Annotated in this window: 14 protein-coding genes; 3 read left to right on the top strand and 11 right to left on the bottom strand. The window is 53.8% G+C overall.

The window, feature by feature from the left end; all coding sequences use genetic code 11:
* Window positions 1–319: 319 nt before the first annotated feature.
* From J4G78_RS13455 to J4G78_RS13440, 4 genes are all read right to left on the bottom strand, one after another.
* Window positions 320–3412, bottom strand: a complete 3093-nt coding sequence (locus tag J4G78_RS13455; protein ID WP_207987043.1) for an autotransporter outer membrane beta-barrel domain-containing protein — start codon at window positions 3410–3412, stop codon at window positions 320–322.
* A 151-nt stretch (window positions 3413–3563) separates the two neighbouring features.
* The gene (locus J4G78_RS13450; RefSeq protein WP_207987042.1) at window positions 3564–5999 is read right to left on the bottom strand and encodes a TonB-dependent receptor; all 2436 of its coding nucleotides are present in this window, start codon (window positions 5997–5999) and stop codon (window positions 3564–3566) included.
* Window positions 5983–6960 (bottom strand): FecR family protein, encoded by a 978-nt coding sequence (locus J4G78_RS13445; protein WP_207987041.1) that lies wholly within the window; start codon window positions 6958–6960, stop codon window positions 5983–5985. Before J4G78_RS13445 ends, J4G78_RS13450 begins: the two co-directional genes overlap by 17 nt.
* 60 nt (window positions 6961–7020) lie before the next feature.
* Window positions 7021–7533: an RNA polymerase sigma factor gene (locus J4G78_RS13440; RefSeq protein ID WP_207987040.1), complete on the bottom strand. Its 513-nt coding sequence runs from the start codon at window positions 7531–7533 to the stop codon at window positions 7021–7023.
* Between the two features lie 368 nt (window positions 7534–7901).
* On the opposite strand from J4G78_RS13440, the gene J4G78_RS13435 reads away from it, so the two are divergent.
* On the top strand, window positions 7902–8273 hold the full coding sequence (locus tag J4G78_RS13435) for a hypothetical protein (protein WP_207987039.1): 372 nt from the start codon (window positions 7902–7904) through the stop codon (window positions 8271–8273).
* A 20-nt stretch (window positions 8274–8293) separates the two neighbouring features.
* Complete coding sequence (locus J4G78_RS13430; RefSeq protein ID WP_207987038.1) at window positions 8294–9127, top strand: aldose 1-epimerase; 834 nt, start codon at window positions 8294–8296, stop codon at window positions 9125–9127.
* Here the strand turns inward: J4G78_RS13430 and J4G78_RS13425 are convergent.
* From J4G78_RS13425 to J4G78_RS13395, 7 genes are all read right to left on the bottom strand, one after another.
* Window positions 9120–9737, bottom strand: a complete 618-nt coding sequence (locus tag J4G78_RS13425) for a bifunctional 4-hydroxy-2-oxoglutarate aldolase/2-dehydro-3-deoxy-phosphogluconate aldolase (protein WP_310737216.1) — start codon at window positions 9735–9737, stop codon at window positions 9120–9122. The two genes, J4G78_RS13430 and J4G78_RS13425, sit on opposite strands and share 8 nt — an antisense overlap.
* Complete coding sequence (locus tag J4G78_RS13420) at window positions 9734–10708, bottom strand: glucokinase (RefSeq protein ID WP_207987037.1); 975 nt, start codon at window positions 10706–10708, stop codon at window positions 9734–9736. The genes J4G78_RS13425 and J4G78_RS13420 overlap by 4 nt, the downstream gene beginning before the upstream one ends.
* 2 nt (window positions 10709–10710) lie before the next feature.
* Window positions 10711–12531: a phosphogluconate dehydratase gene (edd, locus tag J4G78_RS13415; protein WP_207990716.1), complete on the bottom strand. Its 1821-nt coding sequence runs from the start codon at window positions 12529–12531 to the stop codon at window positions 10711–10713.
* Window positions 12528–13169 (bottom strand): 6-phosphogluconolactonase, encoded by a 642-nt coding sequence (locus J4G78_RS13410; protein ID WP_207987036.1) that lies wholly within the window; start codon window positions 13167–13169, stop codon window positions 12528–12530. Before J4G78_RS13410 ends, edd begins: the two co-directional genes overlap by 4 nt.
* Window positions 13162–14610 carry a glucose-6-phosphate dehydrogenase gene (zwf, locus tag J4G78_RS13405; protein WP_207990712.1) on the bottom strand — a complete coding sequence of 483 codons (1449 nt, stop codon included), beginning with the start codon at window positions 14608–14610 and terminating at the stop codon, window positions 13162–13164. The genes J4G78_RS13410 and zwf overlap by 8 nt, the downstream gene beginning before the upstream one ends.
* Before the next feature lie 215 nt (window positions 14611–14825).
* On the bottom strand, window positions 14826–16232 hold the full coding sequence (locus J4G78_RS13400; protein ID WP_207987035.1) for a sugar porter family MFS transporter: 1407 nt from the start codon (window positions 16230–16232) through the stop codon (window positions 14826–14828).
* Between the two features lie 84 nt (window positions 16233–16316).
* On the bottom strand, window positions 16317–17360 hold the full coding sequence (locus J4G78_RS13395; protein WP_207987034.1) for a LacI family DNA-binding transcriptional regulator: 1044 nt from the start codon (window positions 17358–17360) through the stop codon (window positions 16317–16319).
* A gap of 247 nt (window positions 17361–17607) precedes the next feature.
* On the opposite strand from J4G78_RS13395, the gene xylB reads away from it, so the two are divergent.
* On the top strand, window positions 17608–19062 hold the full coding sequence (gene xylB, locus J4G78_RS13390; protein WP_207987033.1) for a xylulokinase: 1455 nt from the start codon (window positions 17608–17610) through the stop codon (window positions 19060–19062).
* The last annotated feature ends 7 nt before the right edge of the window (window positions 19063–19069 follow it).

Below are 19069 nucleotides of genomic sequence, written 5' to 3'. Positions count from 1 at the left end.
TCTCCTTAGGGTCTAAGGCATCTCATCTTTCCCTGCGCAAACAAGGAAGGGGGTAAAGAGGCCCTGTTATATGCCGCTTCATGCGACATCCCTCTGTTAGACCGATTCGCTTTTTCGCTTGTTGCGATTTGGCAATTGGTTAAAAATTTTGGATTTTGGCGGGAGGCTCAGCCTTTTTTGTCAAATTCTGATCTGCTAACCTTGGCGAGCAGTAGTGACAGAAAAAACGGGCGGCGAACTGTGGAATATTTGCTCCACAGTTCCCCGCCCGCATAGGAGGAGTATTTTTGTCGCTAGCGACTAGTCCATGCAGATGCGCCTAAAAACCGATCCGCAACGACAGCCGTGCACCATATGAAACATGATCTCGTAACTGCTCTTCAGCACTGAATTCGCCTGCGATGAGCAGATTGCCCGTCCCGCTGACCAGCCGAACGCCGGCGAGCCAGCCATCGGTTCGGGTATCAGGGGACAGTGTAAACGCATCACCATCTTTGAATTTCGCTGTCGTATTACCGATATCGCCACCAATAATCTGACGATAGCCGCCTTCGACCTCGGCCCGGAACCAGACACCATCGGGGTCTGTATCACCGAAGTTCAGCGCCGCCGCCAATGTGGTATTGAGTGCCAACTCGTCGCTGTCGCGATCTTCCACGATCAAGTTAAACGCATCGCCGCCCTCGGTTTCGGTATAACCTTCTTCGGACAGGTTATAATAGTCGACCGATACAGAAGGACGCAGGGAAACCCGACCAATATCCATTTCATAGGCCAGCCCGCCAGCAAAACTGTAAAGATCACCAGACCAATCAGCGACGGCAAAGCGGCGTTCTGTCTTATCATCTCCGTCAATTTTAGACTCAAACCGGCGCTGCGAATCAAATTCGACCTTGGCGTAGGAGCCTCTGGCAAAAGCGCGGAGGCCACCCCAACGCGCACGCCAATAGGCCGCGAATTCATATTGATCGCTATCCACTTCATTGGCCGCGTCATCATCGCTGTCATTGCTGTTCAGATAACCGAACGAAACACCGAAATTGCCGATGCTGCCGGTTTCGACTTCTATACCCGCAGTCGTACCGAGACCGGTAATATCGTAGCTATCCGTCTGACCGCGATCCTTGGAAACACCCCAAACGGTCTGTTGCAGCCAGAAACCCCAGCCGCCCTGATCGCTATAGGGCGCAACCGGATCGGTCAGGAAGCGCGCGGTAGAGCGCGAACCCTGACTGACCGTCGCAAACACGCCGCCCGCATGGTCCGGCAGCATTTGCTGAATTGTTTCGTCAAAAGTCTCTGCCGTTGTCGCACCGAGAAAGCTGGAGGACACCGCCGCATCATTGTCGAGCACCTTGAAGATCGCGTCATATGCGCTGGTTTGCGATCGGGTGAGCTTCAGTTCCTCTGCTGTCTTGCGTTTGATATCAACCCAGACAGCACCCTCGTCATCATCGCCAGTCACGCTGCTCTTGAACATATAGGCCGTAACCACGCCGTCTTGTGCGAGATTTTCACTGCCGACCAGATTATTCGCATCGACAATCTGATAACGGCCTTCAGACTCGCTGACGCTGACTAACTGGATTTCGAGATTGGTTCCCTCGCCAAATTCAGCCGTATCCGCAACGTTCAATTGTGTGAACTTGCCAGACTTGCCATCAATAGTGACGCCGATGGTGCTGTCATTCTCGGTAACGATGGAATTGATGTCAATTGTCCCCGTGTCGGTCAGCAGCATCGAACTATCGTTTATGGTGATATCCGTCCCTGCTGCCTGACTGAGCCAACCGGTAAATTGCGCGCCTTTTTCCAATTCAAATTCGTCGAAGCCGCCACCAAAATCCAGCCGCCCCTCTATCCGACCCGCTGCACTACCGACAAAATCGTCCCCCGAACCGAGCAGGATATCGCCAATAATTACGGGCGCCGGGGATTGCGAGGAGTTTCTAAATTGAGCGATTTCTGTGCCGTTATTATTGTTGGAAAGGTCAATTGCAACGGCTTTCCCTTCACCACCATTTTCGCTTATCGCTTCAATCGTGCCGCTATTAAAGACAAATTCCAGCGTACCCGAGCGGTCAATAATCGCCCCCGCTTGCCCGTCTTTCGCTGCTGTGGCGCTAATCTTTTTCGTAGTGTAGATCCCTTCAAGCGCGCCACGCTCCTCTACCAGAATGGCATAAACAGCCGTGTCGGCGGCACTACCGCCACTAGCGACGATTTCGCCATCGTTATTAATCTGTACCATAGTGGCGCGGTCACCAATACGGATCGCCGTAGCATCATCGTCAAGAGACACAGCGCTGATCGAGCCTCTGTTTAGGATACCACCGACAATTTCTGTCGCGCCACCAAGACCACCAATAACAAGAGCATTCGCAGCCACGCCCTCATAAACCCCGAGACCGCGGATACTGCCGTTATTGAAGATGCCATTGCCCTCAGATTCATCGTTTTTTACTTCGCCGATAGTTACCGTATTAGTCGCCGAACCGATTTGAACAGCCGCAGCTTCGCCATAGGAGGTGACGGACGCATTGCCTTCTTTATCATCATCAATGCCGTCGCCATCTTCATCCTTGTTTTTCGGGTCGGTATTTTCTGGTCGAACATCAAAAAATATTCCGTCCGCAACATCATTATAAATGGCGATCGCCGGACCGCCTTGCAGCAAATCATCAGCATCCAGTTTTGACACATCGCCTGGTCGCGTTGTGCTACGATAGCCCGATGCAGTGACCGTATTTTGGATTAGCAACCCACCCTCAACTTGACCCCAAATCGCCACGCCGACTGCGTTTTCACCGCGCACAGCGACAGAACCGCGCACTGTTACGTCGCCAGCCACATCACTTGTTTTTATCCCAACACTGTCATCCCCGGTCACTGTGATCTGGCCGCTGTGATTTAGCGAGCCATCGAGCCGGTCTCCGAGATAAATTCCAGCGCTATCATTGCCTTCAATCGTTATCGTGCCGCTATTTACGATTGCACCGGAATACCCTCCTTCTGTTCCAATACCAAAACGGAACTTACCGTTAGCAAACCGACCATCCAGATCACCATCATCGTCGGAATCCTTCGGGGTATAATCTTCATCGATGATGATGGAACCGCTATTGGTAATGGTTCCAGAGGTACCGGTTTCGGCAGAAATCCCGACGGCGCTATCCGCTCCGGTAATCTGGATGGTGCCCTCGTTTGTAACATCATGATTGCTGTCGATGATCACGGCGGTGCCGCCGGTTGGCTTGATCGAACCTTTGTTGGTGATCCGGATATCATCATTGTTATCGCTCGTCGCAATCGGCGTGGTGCGCGCGCTGTCGATCACGGTTTCGGCATGAACGGGGCCAGCGGCAACTAACAATATCGGGGTAAGACTGGTGCAGGCGAGAAGTTTATGCATGGGGGTTTGGTCCTTGTCCTGAAAATCTTGTGTTGGATATTCGACAAGACGGTACCACCGGAGTTAACCCGCAATGACAACCTTATATTTATAAGTAATTTAAAGCTAATTATTTGTAATATCAGGATTTTTATAGATTTATTTCGATTAATTAAAATCTGGTATCGAAACCAATTCTGATAGTACGCGGACGCAATGGAGTGATCTGTTTTCCAAAAGCCAAGATGAATGGTGACCCCAAAGCAAAGCGATTGCCTCTGGCATTGAAAATATTGGATCCTTCCAACCAGAACGAGTGTGCGCCGAAATCGAGATTTGCCGACAGACCTGTATCCACATAGTCGCCCTGCTTCACGCCGAGTATCGGACCGATACCCAGCCGGGATTCACCAGTATACCGAACCCAGGCAGATAGCGAAAAATCTGATTCGTCCGATAATGCATTTGTGTAGCTTACCCCTAATCGCCCAGAAAAATCAGCGACATTGGGTAGATTATCACTTTCGACAATCACCGCCCCTTCCGGTAGTTCATCGGCAAAATCGGACTCAGAATTACCGACAAAAATGGTCTCAGCCGGTTCAGTCAGTTTGCTGTCAGACCAGATAGCGCTTGCCTCAATCGACAAGCCAGGTAGCGGCCGCCAGTTCATGGACGCATCGACTGTCCATATCCGACCGTTGCCGATGTTCAGGGTGCCTGGCAGGCCAATATCACCACGAATCAGGTCAGCCTGCATATCATCCCATTTGGTGTAGGCCGCCGAGATACCGGCATCAAAGCCGGTTTCGCCGCCAATGCTAAAAACCAGCCCGGCTTCGATAGCCGCAACTTCGTCATTGCGAAACCGCTCCACTTGATCATCGCTTATATCAATTCCGGCAGCGCGAAACCCTTCTTGGTAACGGACATGCCCGGTCAGACTTTCAGCAAACCGATATTGCACACCGACCGCAGGCAAAAAGGCGGTCTGATTTCTTTTTACAGTTGCCTCTTGGGCGGACAAGACCAACGAAGGCGTTTCCAATGTCGTCCCCTTTGTCCATACGTGACTAATCCGCCCTCCGGCATTCACCATCAGACGATTGGAGAGGGGCCATGTGATCTCACCAAAGGCGGTGGCCTCACTGGTCTCATTTTCAATACCCACGACACTGGCATTAAAAAAATCACTCTCAATGGCGCGCCTGATGCGATAGCGGTTGTTGACTAGGCTCGTCCCGAAGAACCAGTTGCCGCCATTATCCAATGATCGCGACAAACGTATTTCAGATGTGAACAGACGCATGTCACCACGCTGATGGAATAAACCAGGCAATTCGGGATAAAAGGGCTCAGAGGCTGGCAGGGTCAAGTCGAATGTCTCCGATATCTCCTGATCAACAAGATTAATCGCCGCAGTCAATTCCGTATCATCCCATGTTTTACGAACAACCAACTGCCCCAAGGCAAATTCGTTATTATAAGGCTGCGCAAAGAGTGTGGAGCGTTCCAGCCGATCTCCTGTACCATCAACATATTGCGCATCACGCGCTTCAATTACCTGGACAGCCGCCATCGTATCGATCGACCAGCCAGCACCGGGATCCACACGCAAAATGAACCGACCGCCCATTGTGTCCATCCGGTTGACATCTCTCAACTCGCGGCGGCGATCGTCAACATAGCCGCCCTGACGGCCGGTATAAACCGAAGCCCTGACCCCCATGACCCCTTCTATTACGGGTATGTTCACGGTTGCATTAGCATCTGCCGAAGGATCACCATCTTGCGTTGCAGCCAAAGCGATTGAGGTTTTACCGCTCAGCTCGTCCAGCTGCACTGCATTGGGAACAAGACGAACAACGCCGCCCAGTGTACCAGCGCCAAAACGCGTGCCTTGTGGCCCTTGATAAACCTCAATGGTACTCAAGTCGATGAGCCGCAAATCCGGATCTGGCGCATTATAGTTGAGCCGCGCCTCACCCAGATATTGGCCAGACACGGCTTGGTTAGGGCCATTAAAGCTGGAATCAGCGATCCCGCGGATAAACAACCGATTACGACCCGGACCCAATTGCGTGGAGCTTAGACTAGGCAGCGTTTCTAACAGTGCATCGGTTCCGCGCACCTCTGCCGATGGCCCGACGTCGTCCAGCGACAATGTCAATCGATTACCGGCAGCATCACTTTGAATGGTGTGGCGCATCAACAGACCGGTGACCACGATATCCGGATTGATAACGGGTTGTGGAGGCGATTTGACAGGATTGAATTTTCTTGCGACTCGTTCGGACGTGAGCCGCTTCGGTATCCGCACTATCCGCCAATGACGGGCATGTACACGCTGTGGTTTTGCTTCGGTACCGGCCAATAGGCGGGTCAAAGCTTGGTGCGAGGTCATCCGCCCCTTAATCCGCGGGACCCGGCTTGCCCCAATATGCGGATCAGACAATCCGATACTAATACCGGCCTGTTTCCCAAGTACAAAAATCGCAGAGTCTAGTCGACCTGCGGCAATATCTACTTCAACCTGACTTTCGGCATGAGCAGGAGCAGCGATAACAACACCCAGAACAGCGGCCGCTATACTAAGGTACCGCATCATCCCCGATCAAAATCCAACCCTTTCCTGTTTTTTTCGCTTGCACACCAAGAACGGCTGCAATTGGCTCAATATTTTGTTGGCCATCGCCATCCAACTGGATCACACCGCTGAAAGGCCGGCCTGCAATATCTGGAGATACGGCAATGCTGACCGGTAGATTTCGGTCTAGCGCAGCAGCAACTTCGCCCAGTGTCTCGCCAGCAAAACTAAGTCGCCCAGTACGCCACGAACCAACCTGTTCAATCGCAATAGTGGAAACGGTCACCCGGTTTTTCGCTGCTGGTCGGTAAAGGCGTTTGCCCGCTGGTAGGCTAACATTTTCGCGGTCCGGGTTATAGATGACCAAACCCTCGGAAACCGTGACATCAAGGGCATCGGCGGTGCGGATAACATTAAATTCCGTGCCGGCATCGACGAGGCGAACATCGGCTGTATCGACAACAAAAGGGTCATTTTGCTGATGAACGACGGTGAACAATGCCTCCCCACCGACTAGCCGTGCATAGCGCGGCCTTTTATGGTCGAGAGCAATTTTCGTGTTGCCATTCAAGGTGATTTTACTGCCATCAGGAAGAGCAACTATTTCCCGCTCCCCGGGTCCCGTCATCACATCATAGGGCTGTGGCATCTGGGTCCAGACGCCAGCGCTAACTGCAACCACTAGCGATGCCGCAATCGCGCCGAACATAACGCGGCGGCGATTTGGCAGGCGTTCCGGCGTGATATATTCATCGTTTGCAGGTTTGGGAAAAACGGTTTTTTCGCTTTTAGCTTGCGTAATACTTACTGTTAAATCAGAAAGATTGTCTACCGCACTCAACACTTTCTCATAGGCCAAATTGTGTCTATGGTCAGCTTCAAGCCAAAGGGTAAATTCCTCCCATTTTGCGAAATCAGCAGCCTGCGTTCGGATTACCCAGGCAACGGCCTGATCCCGGATATCGTTGTCTTTTTCAGCCATCATATATGTCCTGAAACATAGACGTAGCCAATGCTTGAATCCCGCATTGCAATCCGTCTATCATTCTGCACCTTCCCTATCTTGCCAATCGACCAGCGCGCGATAGGCTTTTTGCAAGTCTTTCTCGACCGCGCTCAGGCTGATGCCCATTTCTTCTGCTATCTTGCGCTGACCGATACCGTCGACGCGAAATCGGCGAAAAATTGTGAACACACGCGGTCCCTCTTTGCTGATCCGCGCTTCCACAGAAGCCAGTTGCTGGTTAGCGATCAGTGCACGATCAGGAGGCGGCAAGTCGGAAGCCTCACCTGTTCCTCGATTAACATCGCTCCATTCATTGTCTCGCTGGCGCGCACGCTCATCCTTCCGATAGCGGTCATGCATGGCATTGTTCGCGGCCCGGTAAAGATAAGGGAGCGGACTGACAATATTGCTATCGTCCACATCGGACAGCTTCAGCCATAAATCTTGCAATACATCTTCTGCGTTATCGCCAGCACCGCGCGCATTCAAGAAACGCAGCAGAGCATCGCGATGCGCAAGGAAAACGGCCTGAAGTTTCTGATGCTCCATAAGCTGAAGAATCTCTATATCCGGGGGACGGCGGACTTTAATGAACGGAGGGAAATCATTCTGCAAGCCCTGCTAGATGCGAATTTCGATGTAAGCATAGCGGTTTTTGCAACTGTGTCACGATCTAATTTTACACATAGATACATATAGTTTCACCCTGCCGAAAAAAATTTGAGTTTTTTTTACGGGTTTCGGAAAGCCACGACGTCTCAAATATCGGACCCATCCCGAACCCTGCGGGTCCAAATTCTTCCGATTCTTTCCCCGAAGATCGGAATCCCGAGGGAAGGTTGAAATCCACCTTCCCTCGGGTCTTTTCGGACATTCAATCTTCAGGAGCGCACACATTGAAGCATTTGGGATTATTAATGCTGCCACTCATGCTAGCTGGCTGTGCATCCTCGACTTCTACGGGAAATTTTGCCGAAAAGCGCGAGATGATTTTTGTTCCGCCAGTCGATATTTACGAAACGACCAATTGTATTTCTCTCAACCAAGTCCGTTCGACCAAAGTGATCGATCGCATTGGTATTGCTTATGAAATGCCCGACCGTAAAATCTGGTTAAACCGTCCCAAATGGGGTGCTTCCACTCTTAACGATGATCTGGTGATGGTAGCGCAAGCCGGTGGGGACAGGCTTTGCTCAGGTGATATCATCCGGGTCATTGACCGGACGTCAATCGGATATCGCGGTTCCCTCGCGCTTGGACAATTTATTAGCTATTCCGAAGTCCAATAACCGACTATCTTGGCGCGATTATGATTTCGCTCCAGAACAATGACATAGCCCTTATTATTGACCCCTCGCGTGGCGGCGGAATATTGCGATTTGACTGGCGCGACACAGCCATTTTTCAACCGGCCAGAGACACAGACTGCAGCCCTTTGGGACTCGCCAATTTTGTACTTGTCCCTTTTTCCAATCGTATCGCGAAAGGTCACTTTTCGTTCGAGGGTGAATCGGTAAACATTCCGCCCAACCATCCGCCTGCGTCAACAGGCCATGCAATCCACGGCCATGGATGGATGGCGCCTTGGGAAGTGGTTGCAAAATCAGAAGAAGTGCTACATCTCCGCTATCAGCATACTGCCGATAGTTGGCCGTGGGATTATAGCTGCGATCAAGAGATGATCTTAACCGCCCAAGGCTATATTCATAAACTATCAGTCACCAACCAAAGTGCCGCCAATATGCCAGCAGGCCTGGGCTTTCATCCGTATTTTCCGAGTGCCAACGTCCATTTATCAACAAAATTCGAAGGCCGCTGGCACGTTACAGAACAAGGGCTGCCGACCGAATGGGTGGGCAAGGCGGGCATTTACGATCTCTCAACAGATGATCCGGTAGATACCGTTTTTACCGGTCGCAGAGGCGCACTCGAAATCGAATGGCCCACACACCGGCTGACCATGACACCCAATCCGGACTTGCCCGAAACTCACATTTTTGCGCCGTCTGATGAGGATTATTTCTGTGTCGAACCGGTCAGCCATATGACCGATGCGATCAATCGTGATGGATTGAAAATTCTAGCGCCCGGTGAATGCTGGTCCACGCAGGTCGAATTTTCAGTCGCACCGCAAATTAGTTGAGTTTGACAGCAGAGGCCGTTCGCGCCAATTGCTTGACCTTATCAAAATCACGCGTCCCTTTCGGTACAATCCAGCTGCCACCCACACAAAGCACCGCATCCAAGGCCAACCAATCGCCAGCAGTCCTCGGGTTAATGCCGCCAGTGGGACAAAAACGGCAATCCTTAAACGGTCCGGAAATTGCCTTTAAAGCCGTAATTCCGCCAGAGGCTTCGGCAGGGAAAAATTTGAAATGGTGAAGTCCCATATCCATGCCGCGCATGATATCGCTGGCATTCGAAATGCCGGGTAGCAAAGGTATGTCATGTTTTAGCGCGGACTCGACCAGTGCTTCAGTAAGGCCTGGTGACACAATAAATTCAGAACCGGCATCGGTCGCAGATGTCAGATGGGCATCGTTTAGAACCGTTCCGGCACCGACAATCGCACCGTCGACCTTTTTCATCTCGGCAATGACTTCCAGTGCGCAATCGGTCCGCAATGTGACTTCCAAAATCGGTAGTCCGCCTGCAACCAAAGCCTCGGCAATCGGCCGCGCTGTCGCGACATCATCGATAACCAGCACAGGGATAACCGGCGCAGCGCGCATGAGTTTCTCGATCGGTTTCAAAGTTCATGCTCCTGCAGAAAGGCTGATGCCGCGCCAAAGAGACCCGGCTGTGGATAGTTCAATAATTTGACCGGAATATTTTGCATAACCGATTCGAAACGTCCCTTGGCGACAAAGCGTTCACAAAATCCCGATTGCGGCAATATGTCGGCAATTCTTGCGCCGACGCCGCCGCCAATGACCACGGCTTTCGCCCCCTGCGCCAAAGCCAGATCGCCCGTGACCGAGCCGAGGCTGAGACAAAACCGGTCCAATGCAGCAGCCGCCAGACTGTCTTCGCCCGCTAACGCCAGCTCCCATAGTTCGCGATCGCTCATGGGTGCGGCTGACCGGCCCTCCAGATCAGCCAATACCGCATGGATTGCGACCAACCCGGGGCCGGATACAATCCGCTCGACCGACACCCGCCGATGGCGTTTGCGCAGTGTCTGCAATATCTTGTCTTCAATACTGTCCAGCGGTGCAAAATCGATATGACCGCCTTCGGCTTCAATCACATGATAATCATCTTTGGTGCGCAGAAGCTGCACCGTACCCAAGCCGGTGCCGGGACCAAATATCGATATCGGGCCGGTCGCGGGCAGCGACACATCAGGACCACAGCAATGCATCAAATGATCGCCATTCAGATGGGCGACGGCATGCGCGACAGCACCAAAGTCATTGATCAGTGAAAAGCGATCAAGCCCCAGTTTGACCGGAATGGCATGGGGCCGAACAATCCAGGGGTTGTTGGGCAAGCGCAACAGCGATCCGCCAACCGGGCCGGCAACAGCAATCGCGCCATCCTTAGGCAGCGCGCGGCCGATCTGATCCGCATAGGCTTCCCAGGCGGTTTGCAGGCTAGCATGTTCGGCGCTTTTCATGACCACTTGATCGGTCAGTGCTTCGACATGATGACCATCCACTTGGGCAATCGCAAAACGCGCATGGGTGCCGCCTATATCGGCTGTCACAATTTCCTGGGTCAAATCTACAATCCCGCCTGGTTGAGCATGGCTGACGCCCCTGCTTCTGCATTGTCAGATAGATTGCGCATTAGCGCGAATAGTTCCCGGCCGGTGCCTGCGCTCTCAATCGGCGTTTCGGCAAGCGGCCGCGCTTGCCATTCTGCTTCGTCAACCAAGGCGGTCAGCTCGCCGGTTTTGGCGCAGATACGAACGATATCGCCATCCTCCAATTTTGCCAAAGGTCCGCCGTCTTTCGCCTCTGGCCAGCAGTGGATTGCCGCGGGAACCTTGCCGCTGGCCCCCGACATGCGTCCATCGGTCAGCAATGCGACCTCATGACCGCGATCTTGTAAGACGCCCATTGGCGGAGTGAGCTTGTGCAGCTCCGGCATGCCATTGGCGCGCGGTCCCTGAAAGCGGACGACGATGATCACATCGCGGTCCAGTTCGCCAGAATCAAAGGCGGTTTTAATATCATTTTGATCTGCAAAAACCCGGACCGGCGCCTCGACAGTCAATCGGCTAGGATCAACGGCGCTGGTTTTTATCGCCGCGCGGCCCAAATTACCGGTCAACAATCGCATCCCGCCATCGGGCGAAAACGGATCGGACACCGGACGGAGGATCTCGTCATTGCGGCTTTCCGATGGCGCAGCGCTCCAGCCCGGCTTGTCGCCTTCCAGCACCGCCTCTTTTGCATAAGCATCCATATCATTCCCCGCGACGGTCATGATATCACGATGCAATAAGCCCGCATCCAGCAGTTCGCGGATCACAAACGCCATCCCGCCCGCCGCATGAAAATGATTCACATCGGCAGAGCCATTGGGATAGATGCGGGTCACCAGCGGAACGACAGCCGACAGCGCATCAAAATCTTCCCAGTCGATGATTATACCGGCCGCCCTTGCAATGGCGGGCAAATGGATCAGGTGATTGGTCGAACCGCCCGTGGCCAAAAGCCCCACCGCCGCATTCACAATCGCCTTTTCATCGATACAGCGCCCGAGTGGACGATAGTCATTGCCTGCTTTTCCAATGGCGGAAATCTGGTGCACCGCCGCGCGGGTCAGCTCCTGCCGTAGCTTGGTACCCGGATTGACAAAGGCTGCGCCGGGAACATGCAGCCCCATCATTTCCATCATCATCTGATTGGAATTGGCGGTTCCATAGAAGGTGCAGGTGCCCGCGCCGTGATAGCTCGCCGCTTCCGCTTCGAGCAGTTCGTCTTTGGTCGCCTTGCCCTCTGCATAAAGCTGACGCACGCGCTGCTTTTCCTTGTTCGCTAGGCCCGATGGCATGGGTCCGGCAGGAACCAATATCGTCGGCAAATGGCCGAAGCGCAGCGCGCCGATCAGCAGACCCGGCACGATTTTATCGCAAATGCCGAGCAGCAACGTGCCTTCAAACATGCCATGGCTGAGGCCGATGGCGGTGCCCATCGCGATATTGTCGCGGCTGAACAGGCTAAGCTCCATGCCCAATTGCCCCTGCGTCACGCCATCGCACATCGCCGGAACGCCGCCTGCAACCTGAGCCGTAGCGCCTGCTTCGCGCGCAAAAATTTTGATCTGTTCGGGATAGCGGCCATAGGGCTGATGCGCCGACAGCATATCATTATAGGCGGTGACGATACCGATATTCATCGCCGCGCCAGAACGAATGGCAGGCTTGTCATCGCCGCTGGCTGCGAAACCATGGGCGAGATTGCCGCAGGACAGGTTGGGCCGATGTACGCCCTTGTCACCTTCACGATCGATCAGATCGAGATAGGCTGCGCGCGACGCTTTGCTGCGCTCGATAATGCGGCTGGTTACCGCGTCCAGAGTGGGGTGCAGGCTTATGACTCGCTCCAAAAAATTGTTATCGGGCAGGAAGCCGCCTTGATCAGCTTTGCAATCGGCAAATCATGCTCTTCCTTGATTGCTTGTTCCAATATAGTTTTCTTGTCGGCTCCGCGCACGACAATAATTATGGCATTGGTGTCGATGAGCGCGGCCATGTTAAGGCTCAACCGCTCAAAAGGCGCCTCTGACGGAAGCGGGTCAGGTACGGTTCGAACAACCAGAGGACTGGTTTCATCACCCTGCACAGGTGCTTTCATGGTCGGGAACAGCGAAGCAATATGCCCGTCCGCCCCCATGCCGACCCAGACAAGATCGGCACGCGGCGGGGTCATGCCCTCCGTCAAATCGATCAGTTTGGCGTCACTGTCCGCAAAGGCTCTCGTGAGCTTGCCAAAATTGCTGGCTTCATGATCTTCCGCGACAATCCGGTCGTCGGTGAGCATCAAGGAAAGGTCATTCCACGGCAGATCTATGGTCGACAATTTATCGAATATCGCCACGGGTGTGCTGCCACCGGGAACAGCCAATAGGCGTGCGCCGTGTTGCTCAATCGCTGTTGCGAGATGCGCAGCGACCGCTGCAGCATCGGCATGATCCGCCCAAGTGATATTTGCAGATGTAGCGGCGTCACTCATGCCAGCTCACTCCATCCCGTTCGGTTAGGGCGATCGCGGCCGATGGCCCCCAGCTGCCGGCGCCATAGCTTTTCGGTGCGACCGCATGATCGGTCCAGATCTTCCGGATGGCATCGACCCAGGACCATTGCGCTTCGACCTCGTCGCGGCGGACGAATAGGGTCTGATCGCCCTCAATCAGGTCGAGCAGCAATCGTTCATAAGCAATGCGGCGACGGGCGCTAGCAAAGGCCTGCGTCAGAGACAGATCGAGCGGCACTTCGCGTAGGACAATGCCATCGCGGTCGAGACCTGGCTCTTTCGCCATGACTTGCAGGCGGACATATTCTTCCGGCTGCAACCGAATGACGAGTCGGTTGGCAATCGGTTTGCCCGAGCGGTCACCAAAAATGCTGTGCGGTACATCCTTAAACTGGATAACGACTTCGCTCCGCCGTTCGGCCAGACGTTTCCCGGTACGCAAGTAAAAGGGCACGCCCTGCCAGCGCCAATTGTCGACATGAGCTTTCAGCGCGACAAAGGTTTCCGTGTTCGATTGGTCGCCCAAATCGGTCAGATATCCCTCGACAGCTGCGCCATTTACCGCACCGGCTTCATATTGACCGGTGACGACTTCCGCCGGATCGAGCGCACGTAGCGAGCGCAGCACTTTGACTTTTTCATCGCGAATGGCAGTCGCGTCATAATTGGCTGGCGGCTCCATCGCGGTAATCGCCAAAAGTTGCAGCATGTGGTTCTGCACCATATCGCGCAAAGCACCGGTATCATCGTAAAAGCCGTGGCGCCCTTCCAGACCGACGACTTCCGACACGGTAATCTGGACATGATCAATACCGCCGGCATTCCACAGCGGTTCAAACATCATATTGGCGAAACGCAGCGCCAATATATTCTGCACGGTTTCCTTGCCGAGATAATGGTCGATCCGGAAAATTCGATCTTCGGGAAATGCAGCGGCCACCGCATCGTTAATCTCAGTCGATGATGCAAAATCATTGCCCAGCGGTTTTTCCAGCCCGATGCGGACATTGTCGCCGGCCAATCCGGCCGATTGCAGCCCCTTGATCGTCGGCTCAAACAAGAACGGCGCGGTAGACAGAAAGATCGACATTCCCGATGAAATGTCGCCAAGCTTTTCGGCCAGATCCGCAAAGCCTTCGGTCTTGGACGCATCAAGTGGCTGATAGAACAGCCGCTCTAGAAACTGAGCGATATTAGCGGCATTTTTGCGTTCTTCGGGGAGAAACTCGTGCAGCGCCTCGCCGATCATCTCACGATATTCTGCATCGTTCAGGCCGCTGCGTGCGGTGCCAAATATCCGTAAGTCCTTGGCGATAAGACCGTCGGCGTGCAACGCATAGAGCGACGGCAACAGCATACGCCGCGCCAAGTCACCGGTGGCCCCGAAAAGAAGCAATGTGTTGGATGGATGGGAATTCAACAAATTTCTATTTTCCCTGTTGGCGATGCATTTCTTTTAGAGATGCTGCGCTCATGAAAATGCCCATGAAGCAAGATTGAAGAGCCATTTCTTTTAATCGGCATCGGCAACCTGTCAACGTTGTCTCGTTTGCAAAAACTGCAGTTTGATGACTGAATTCGTATACAGGAGCTGCGGCCGGCTCATAGGCCGCAGCTTCCGCAATTCCGAATGGATCAGCCTTCCATTTCCTCCAGTTCCTTACCGCGCGTCTCCTTGACCATCTTGTAAACAAACAAGACCGAAATCGCCGCACAGAGGGCATAGAAACCATAAGCACCCGCCAAACCGATGCTGACCAGCATGATGGGAAACGCCATGGTAATGCCAAAATTGGACAACCATTGTGCCAGACCGCTGACCGCAAGACCGGATCCGCGAATCTGGTTCGGGAACATCTCACCCAGCATGACCCACATGACCGGGCCCCAGCTGAAGTTGAACAAAGCCGCATAGGCATTGGCACTGATCAGCGCGATCGTACCGGCATTGTCGGACAATACCAACTGACCATCGACAATAGAGCCGCTGGAAAAGGCGACCGCCATGATGCCTAGCGTCACTGCCATCCCGGCTGATCCGATGATCAGCAAAGGCTTGCGGCCAATCCGGTCGATCAAGGCAATGGCTGCGAGACAAGCGATGATCGACAATGATCCGCTCAAGATATTGATCAACAGCGCATCATTCTCACTGAAACCAACCGCCTGCCAAAGCACCGCGCCATAATAGAAGACGATATTGATACCGACCAGTTGCTGGAATGTCGCAAGGCCGATACCGACCCAGACAATCGTCCGAACTTTACCGGTTGTCTTGTCCATCAAGTCGGAGAATTTTGGCGCATGGTCATCGGCCAGAGAGGCTCTGATCTCTTTGACTTTTGACGCGGCCGCGTGACCGCCGAACAACCGCGTGAGCACGCCTTCCGCTTGCGCATCTCGGCCTTTAACGACCAGGAAACGAGGACTTTCGGGAATGACCAATAGTGCCAGCAGGAAAATCGTTGCCGGAATCATTTCAATCCAGAACATCCAGCGCCATGCTTCATAGCCCATCCAAAAGACGTTGGTCGATGCACCGGCAGCAGCCGCAAGCAAATAGTTGGAGAGAAACGCAGCAGTCAAACCGACAATGATCATGATCTGCTGAATGCTCGACAGCCTGCCGCGCATCACAGCCGGTGTGACTTCGCTGACATAGGCGGGGGCAGTGACGCTCGCCGCACCAACAGCTAGTCCACCGAGGATCCGGTAGATGACAAATTCGATCGATGATCCGGCAATACCGGACCCGAAAGCACTGATGAGGAAGAATATCGCCGCAACCAGCAACAGATTCCGCCGTCCGAACATATCGGACAACTTACCCGCTGCAAAAGCGCCAACCGCGCAACCCAGTAACATCGACGCAACGTTGAAACCCGTACCGACACTATCGGAGTTAAAGGCCGCCCTGAGCCCATCAACAGTGCCGTTAATGACCCCGCTGTCATAGCCAAATAGAAAACCGCCTATGGTCGCAATGGACACAATCAGCGCGATGAACCCCATATTCGTCTGCTCATATTCACGCGTTTGCATGGATCAATCCTCCCCTTCCTTAGAATAGACAACGTTGACTTTTGCCATTGCACGTTGCCGGAATATGTTTTTACGTTCTAAAATCTACGCTGAAACTTCGGCTTTTGCAGGCCCGGCGGACTCGCGCTTTACGAGATGATGGTCGAGAAATATCGGCTTGGACCGATCACCCGACTGAAAGGTTTGATCGGTCAACAGACCAACGGCTTCCGACACCAGGTCGGCAATCGGCTGGTTCACCGTCGTCAACTGCGGGCTGATCACCGCAGCGACTTGCGTATTGTCAAAACCGACAACCGACAGATCATTAGGTACATGGATGTTCCGGCGATAGGCCGCCGCAATAACCGCTGCCGCCATATCGTCATTGCTGGCAAATACGGCGCTCGGTGGATTTGGCAAGTCCAGCAGCTTTTCTGCTGCCGCGAGACCGGAAGCCCAAGAAAATTCCCCCTGCTCGACCAGTTCGGGGGCAATTTCGAGAGCCGCTGCCTGCATCGCCTTCGAATAGCCAGCATAGCGTTTGGCCGATACACTGTGGTCGGGATGGCCTTTGATAAAGCCGATACGTTTATGTCCCAATGACAACAGATGCCGCGTCATTTCTTCCGCAGCGCTTTCGTCATTGATATTGATCGAAGCCTGTGTCGCCGATGGATTGCGCGGGGCAATCAGGACGTAACGGATTTTTTTGGTATCCAGCATCTTGATCAGGTCCGGATCATCGCAAAGAGGCGGCGTTACGACCACTCCTACTGGCGACGTATTGTCGATCATCGCCTCTATCTCGGCCAGTCCGTCCTCACACTCCTCCATGATCAGGTGCATGCCGGTTTTGTGGCAGCGCTGCAAGGCGCCAAGGTGGACGCTTTCAATATAGCTGCGGCTGGGGTTCTGCACGAGCAACGCGATAATTTGCGGTCCGCCGACACGCAAGCTGCGCGCCGCGACGTTGAGTTTATAGTTTAACCGCTCCGCCGCACTCATCACCAGTTGCCGGGTTTCTTCCCGAACATTGCTTTCGCCGTTGAGCACGCGCGACACGGTCTTGAAAGAAACGCCTGCATCCTTCGCCACATCAATCATGGTCGCGCGCTGATGCGGCCGCTCGGTCGTACTATTCTCCAAACCTCATCCCTTTCGGCGAATGCCGTTCATCCTCACTATTGAGCTTAGAATCAAATTGGCACAAGAACAAGGTTTTGACAAGGTTGTCATTACTGAAACTCTCACTTAAAAGAGCGGTTGATTCAAAAACATACGAATGCACGAGTCTGCGCATGGAGAGAGGAAAAGACAGGATGGGGCCGGGACAGCAGGCAATAGGTCTGGATATGACGCTTGATAGGCCCAATTTGCTGTATCGGATAGCGGCATGAAGGAGTCTCTTTATCTTGGCATCGATCTGGGCACATCCGGTGTCAAGGCGGTCATCGTGGATGTCAACGATATTGTCCTGGCAGATACAAATCCGCCTCTTCAAATCCAGCGCCCAAAGCCCCTACACAGCGAGCAGAATCCTGATGGCTGGATGATCGCTGTTGATGAAGCCATGCGTCGATTGCCGGCAAACCTGCGGGAAGATATCGGCGCGATGGGCCTCGCCGGCCAGATGCACGGCGCGGTTCTGCTGGGAGAAGACAACGAAATTCTGCGACCCGCTATCTTGTGGAACGATGGTCGCAGCCATGACCAGTGTCAGACATTGGAAAGCGCTGTTCCCCGGTTGGCCGAGATTACCGGCAACCGGGCCATGCCGGGCTTTACCGCCCCCAAACTGCTCTGGGTCCGCGAAAACGAGCCTGAGATTTTTCCGAAAATCGCAAAAGTGCTGCTGCCCAAGGACTGGCTGCGGTTCAAGCTGTCGAGAGCCATGGTTTCGGACATGTCCGATGCTGCGGGAACCTTGTGGCTGGACACAGGCAAACGGTCATGGTCTGAAGAGATGTTGCAGGCCACTGGGCTGACCCGCTCCCATATGCCGGATCTGGCCGAGAGCCCTGACCAAACCGGTATTTTATCAGCCGATCTGGCATCCCGTTGGGACATAGCACAGGTTCCCATTGCAGCAGGCGGCGGCGACAATGCCGCTGGTGCCGTGGGGTCTGGCGTCGCGCGACCCGGCGACACGATGCTTTCGATCGGAACTTCCGGTGTGATTTTTCATGTGGATGACCAATATCGTCCCAATCCCGCTGGCGGTGTCCATACATTTTGCCATGCCCTGCCCGGCCTTTGGCACCAGATGTCGGTGATGCTTAGTGCTGCCAGCGCGGTCGATTGGGTCGCAAAAACCATCGGCTTTTCCGATACGCCGGCTTTGTTTGCAGCTGCCGAACAACGCGGTTTATTGACCGAAAGCGAGATTTTCCTCCCTTATCTTTCCGGCGAGCGTACGCCGCATAATGACCCACATGCGACGGGCGCGTTTTTCGGACTCACCCATGATACCGATCCGGCGGCGCTGGCACAGGCGGCGCTGGAAGGCGTTGCCTTTGCCTATGCTGATGGCGCGGAGGCAATTGCAGCCTGCGGCAACGAGATAGAACAGCTCAACGTCATCGGTGGCGGATCGCGCTCGCTCTATTGGGGTCGGATTTTGGCCTCAGCCATCGGCAAACCATTGGTCTATCGTAAAGGTGCAGACCGCGGCGCGGCCTTTGGTGCCGCCCGGCTTGCCCGCATCATGATCGAAGGCATGGATGCTCCTGGCGTACTTACCGCTCCAGAGATTGTCGAGACCATCGCGCCCGACCCGGAGCTTACCGAGCCGCTTGCCAAAAAGCATCAGATTTTCAAAGATTTATACAAAGATACCCGTAAGGGATAAGGAGTAA

The organism is Parasphingorhabdus cellanae (genome assembly GCF_017498565.1).
GTDB classification, from domain to species: domain Bacteria; phylum Pseudomonadota; class Alphaproteobacteria; order Sphingomonadales; family Sphingomonadaceae; genus Parasphingorhabdus; species Parasphingorhabdus cellanae.
The sequence above is the reverse complement of the archived record's forward strand: the minus strand, read 5'-3'. Positions and strand labels throughout refer to the sequence as shown.

Excerpts from the sequence above, each read along its gene's own strand:
- J4G78_RS13455 (WP_207987043.1), bottom strand. The coding sequence starts at position 3,412 with ATGCATAAACTTCTCGCCTGCACCAGTCTTACCCCGATATTGTTAGTT.
- J4G78_RS13410 (WP_207987036.1), bottom strand. The coding sequence starts at position 13,169 with ATGAGTGACGCCGCTACATCTGCAAATATCACTTGGGCGGATCATGCC.
- J4G78_RS13400 (WP_207987035.1), bottom strand. The coding sequence starts at position 16,232 with ATGCAAACGCGTGAATATGAGCAGACGAATATGGGGTTCATCGCGCTG.
- J4G78_RS13430 (WP_207987038.1), top strand. The coding sequence starts at position 8,294 with ATGATTTCGCTCCAGAACAATGACATAGCCCTTATTATTGACCCCTCG.
- J4G78_RS13445 (WP_207987041.1), bottom strand. The coding sequence starts at position 6,960 with ATGGCTGAAAAAGACAACGATATCCGGGATCAGGCCGTTGCCTGGGTA.
- xylB (WP_207987033.1), top strand. The coding sequence starts at position 17,608 with ATGAAGGAGTCTCTTTATCTTGGCATCGATCTGGGCACATCCGGTGTC.
- J4G78_RS13435 (WP_207987039.1), top strand. The coding sequence starts at position 7,902 with ATGCTGCCACTCATGCTAGCTGGCTGTGCATCCTCGACTTCTACGGGA.
- J4G78_RS13440 (WP_207987040.1), bottom strand. The coding sequence starts at position 7,533 with ATGGAGCATCAGAAACTTCAGGCCGTTTTCCTTGCGCATCGCGATGCT.
- J4G78_RS13450 (WP_207987042.1), bottom strand. The coding sequence starts at position 5,999 with ATGATGCGGTACCTTAGTATAGCGGCCGCTGTTCTGGGTGTTGTTATC.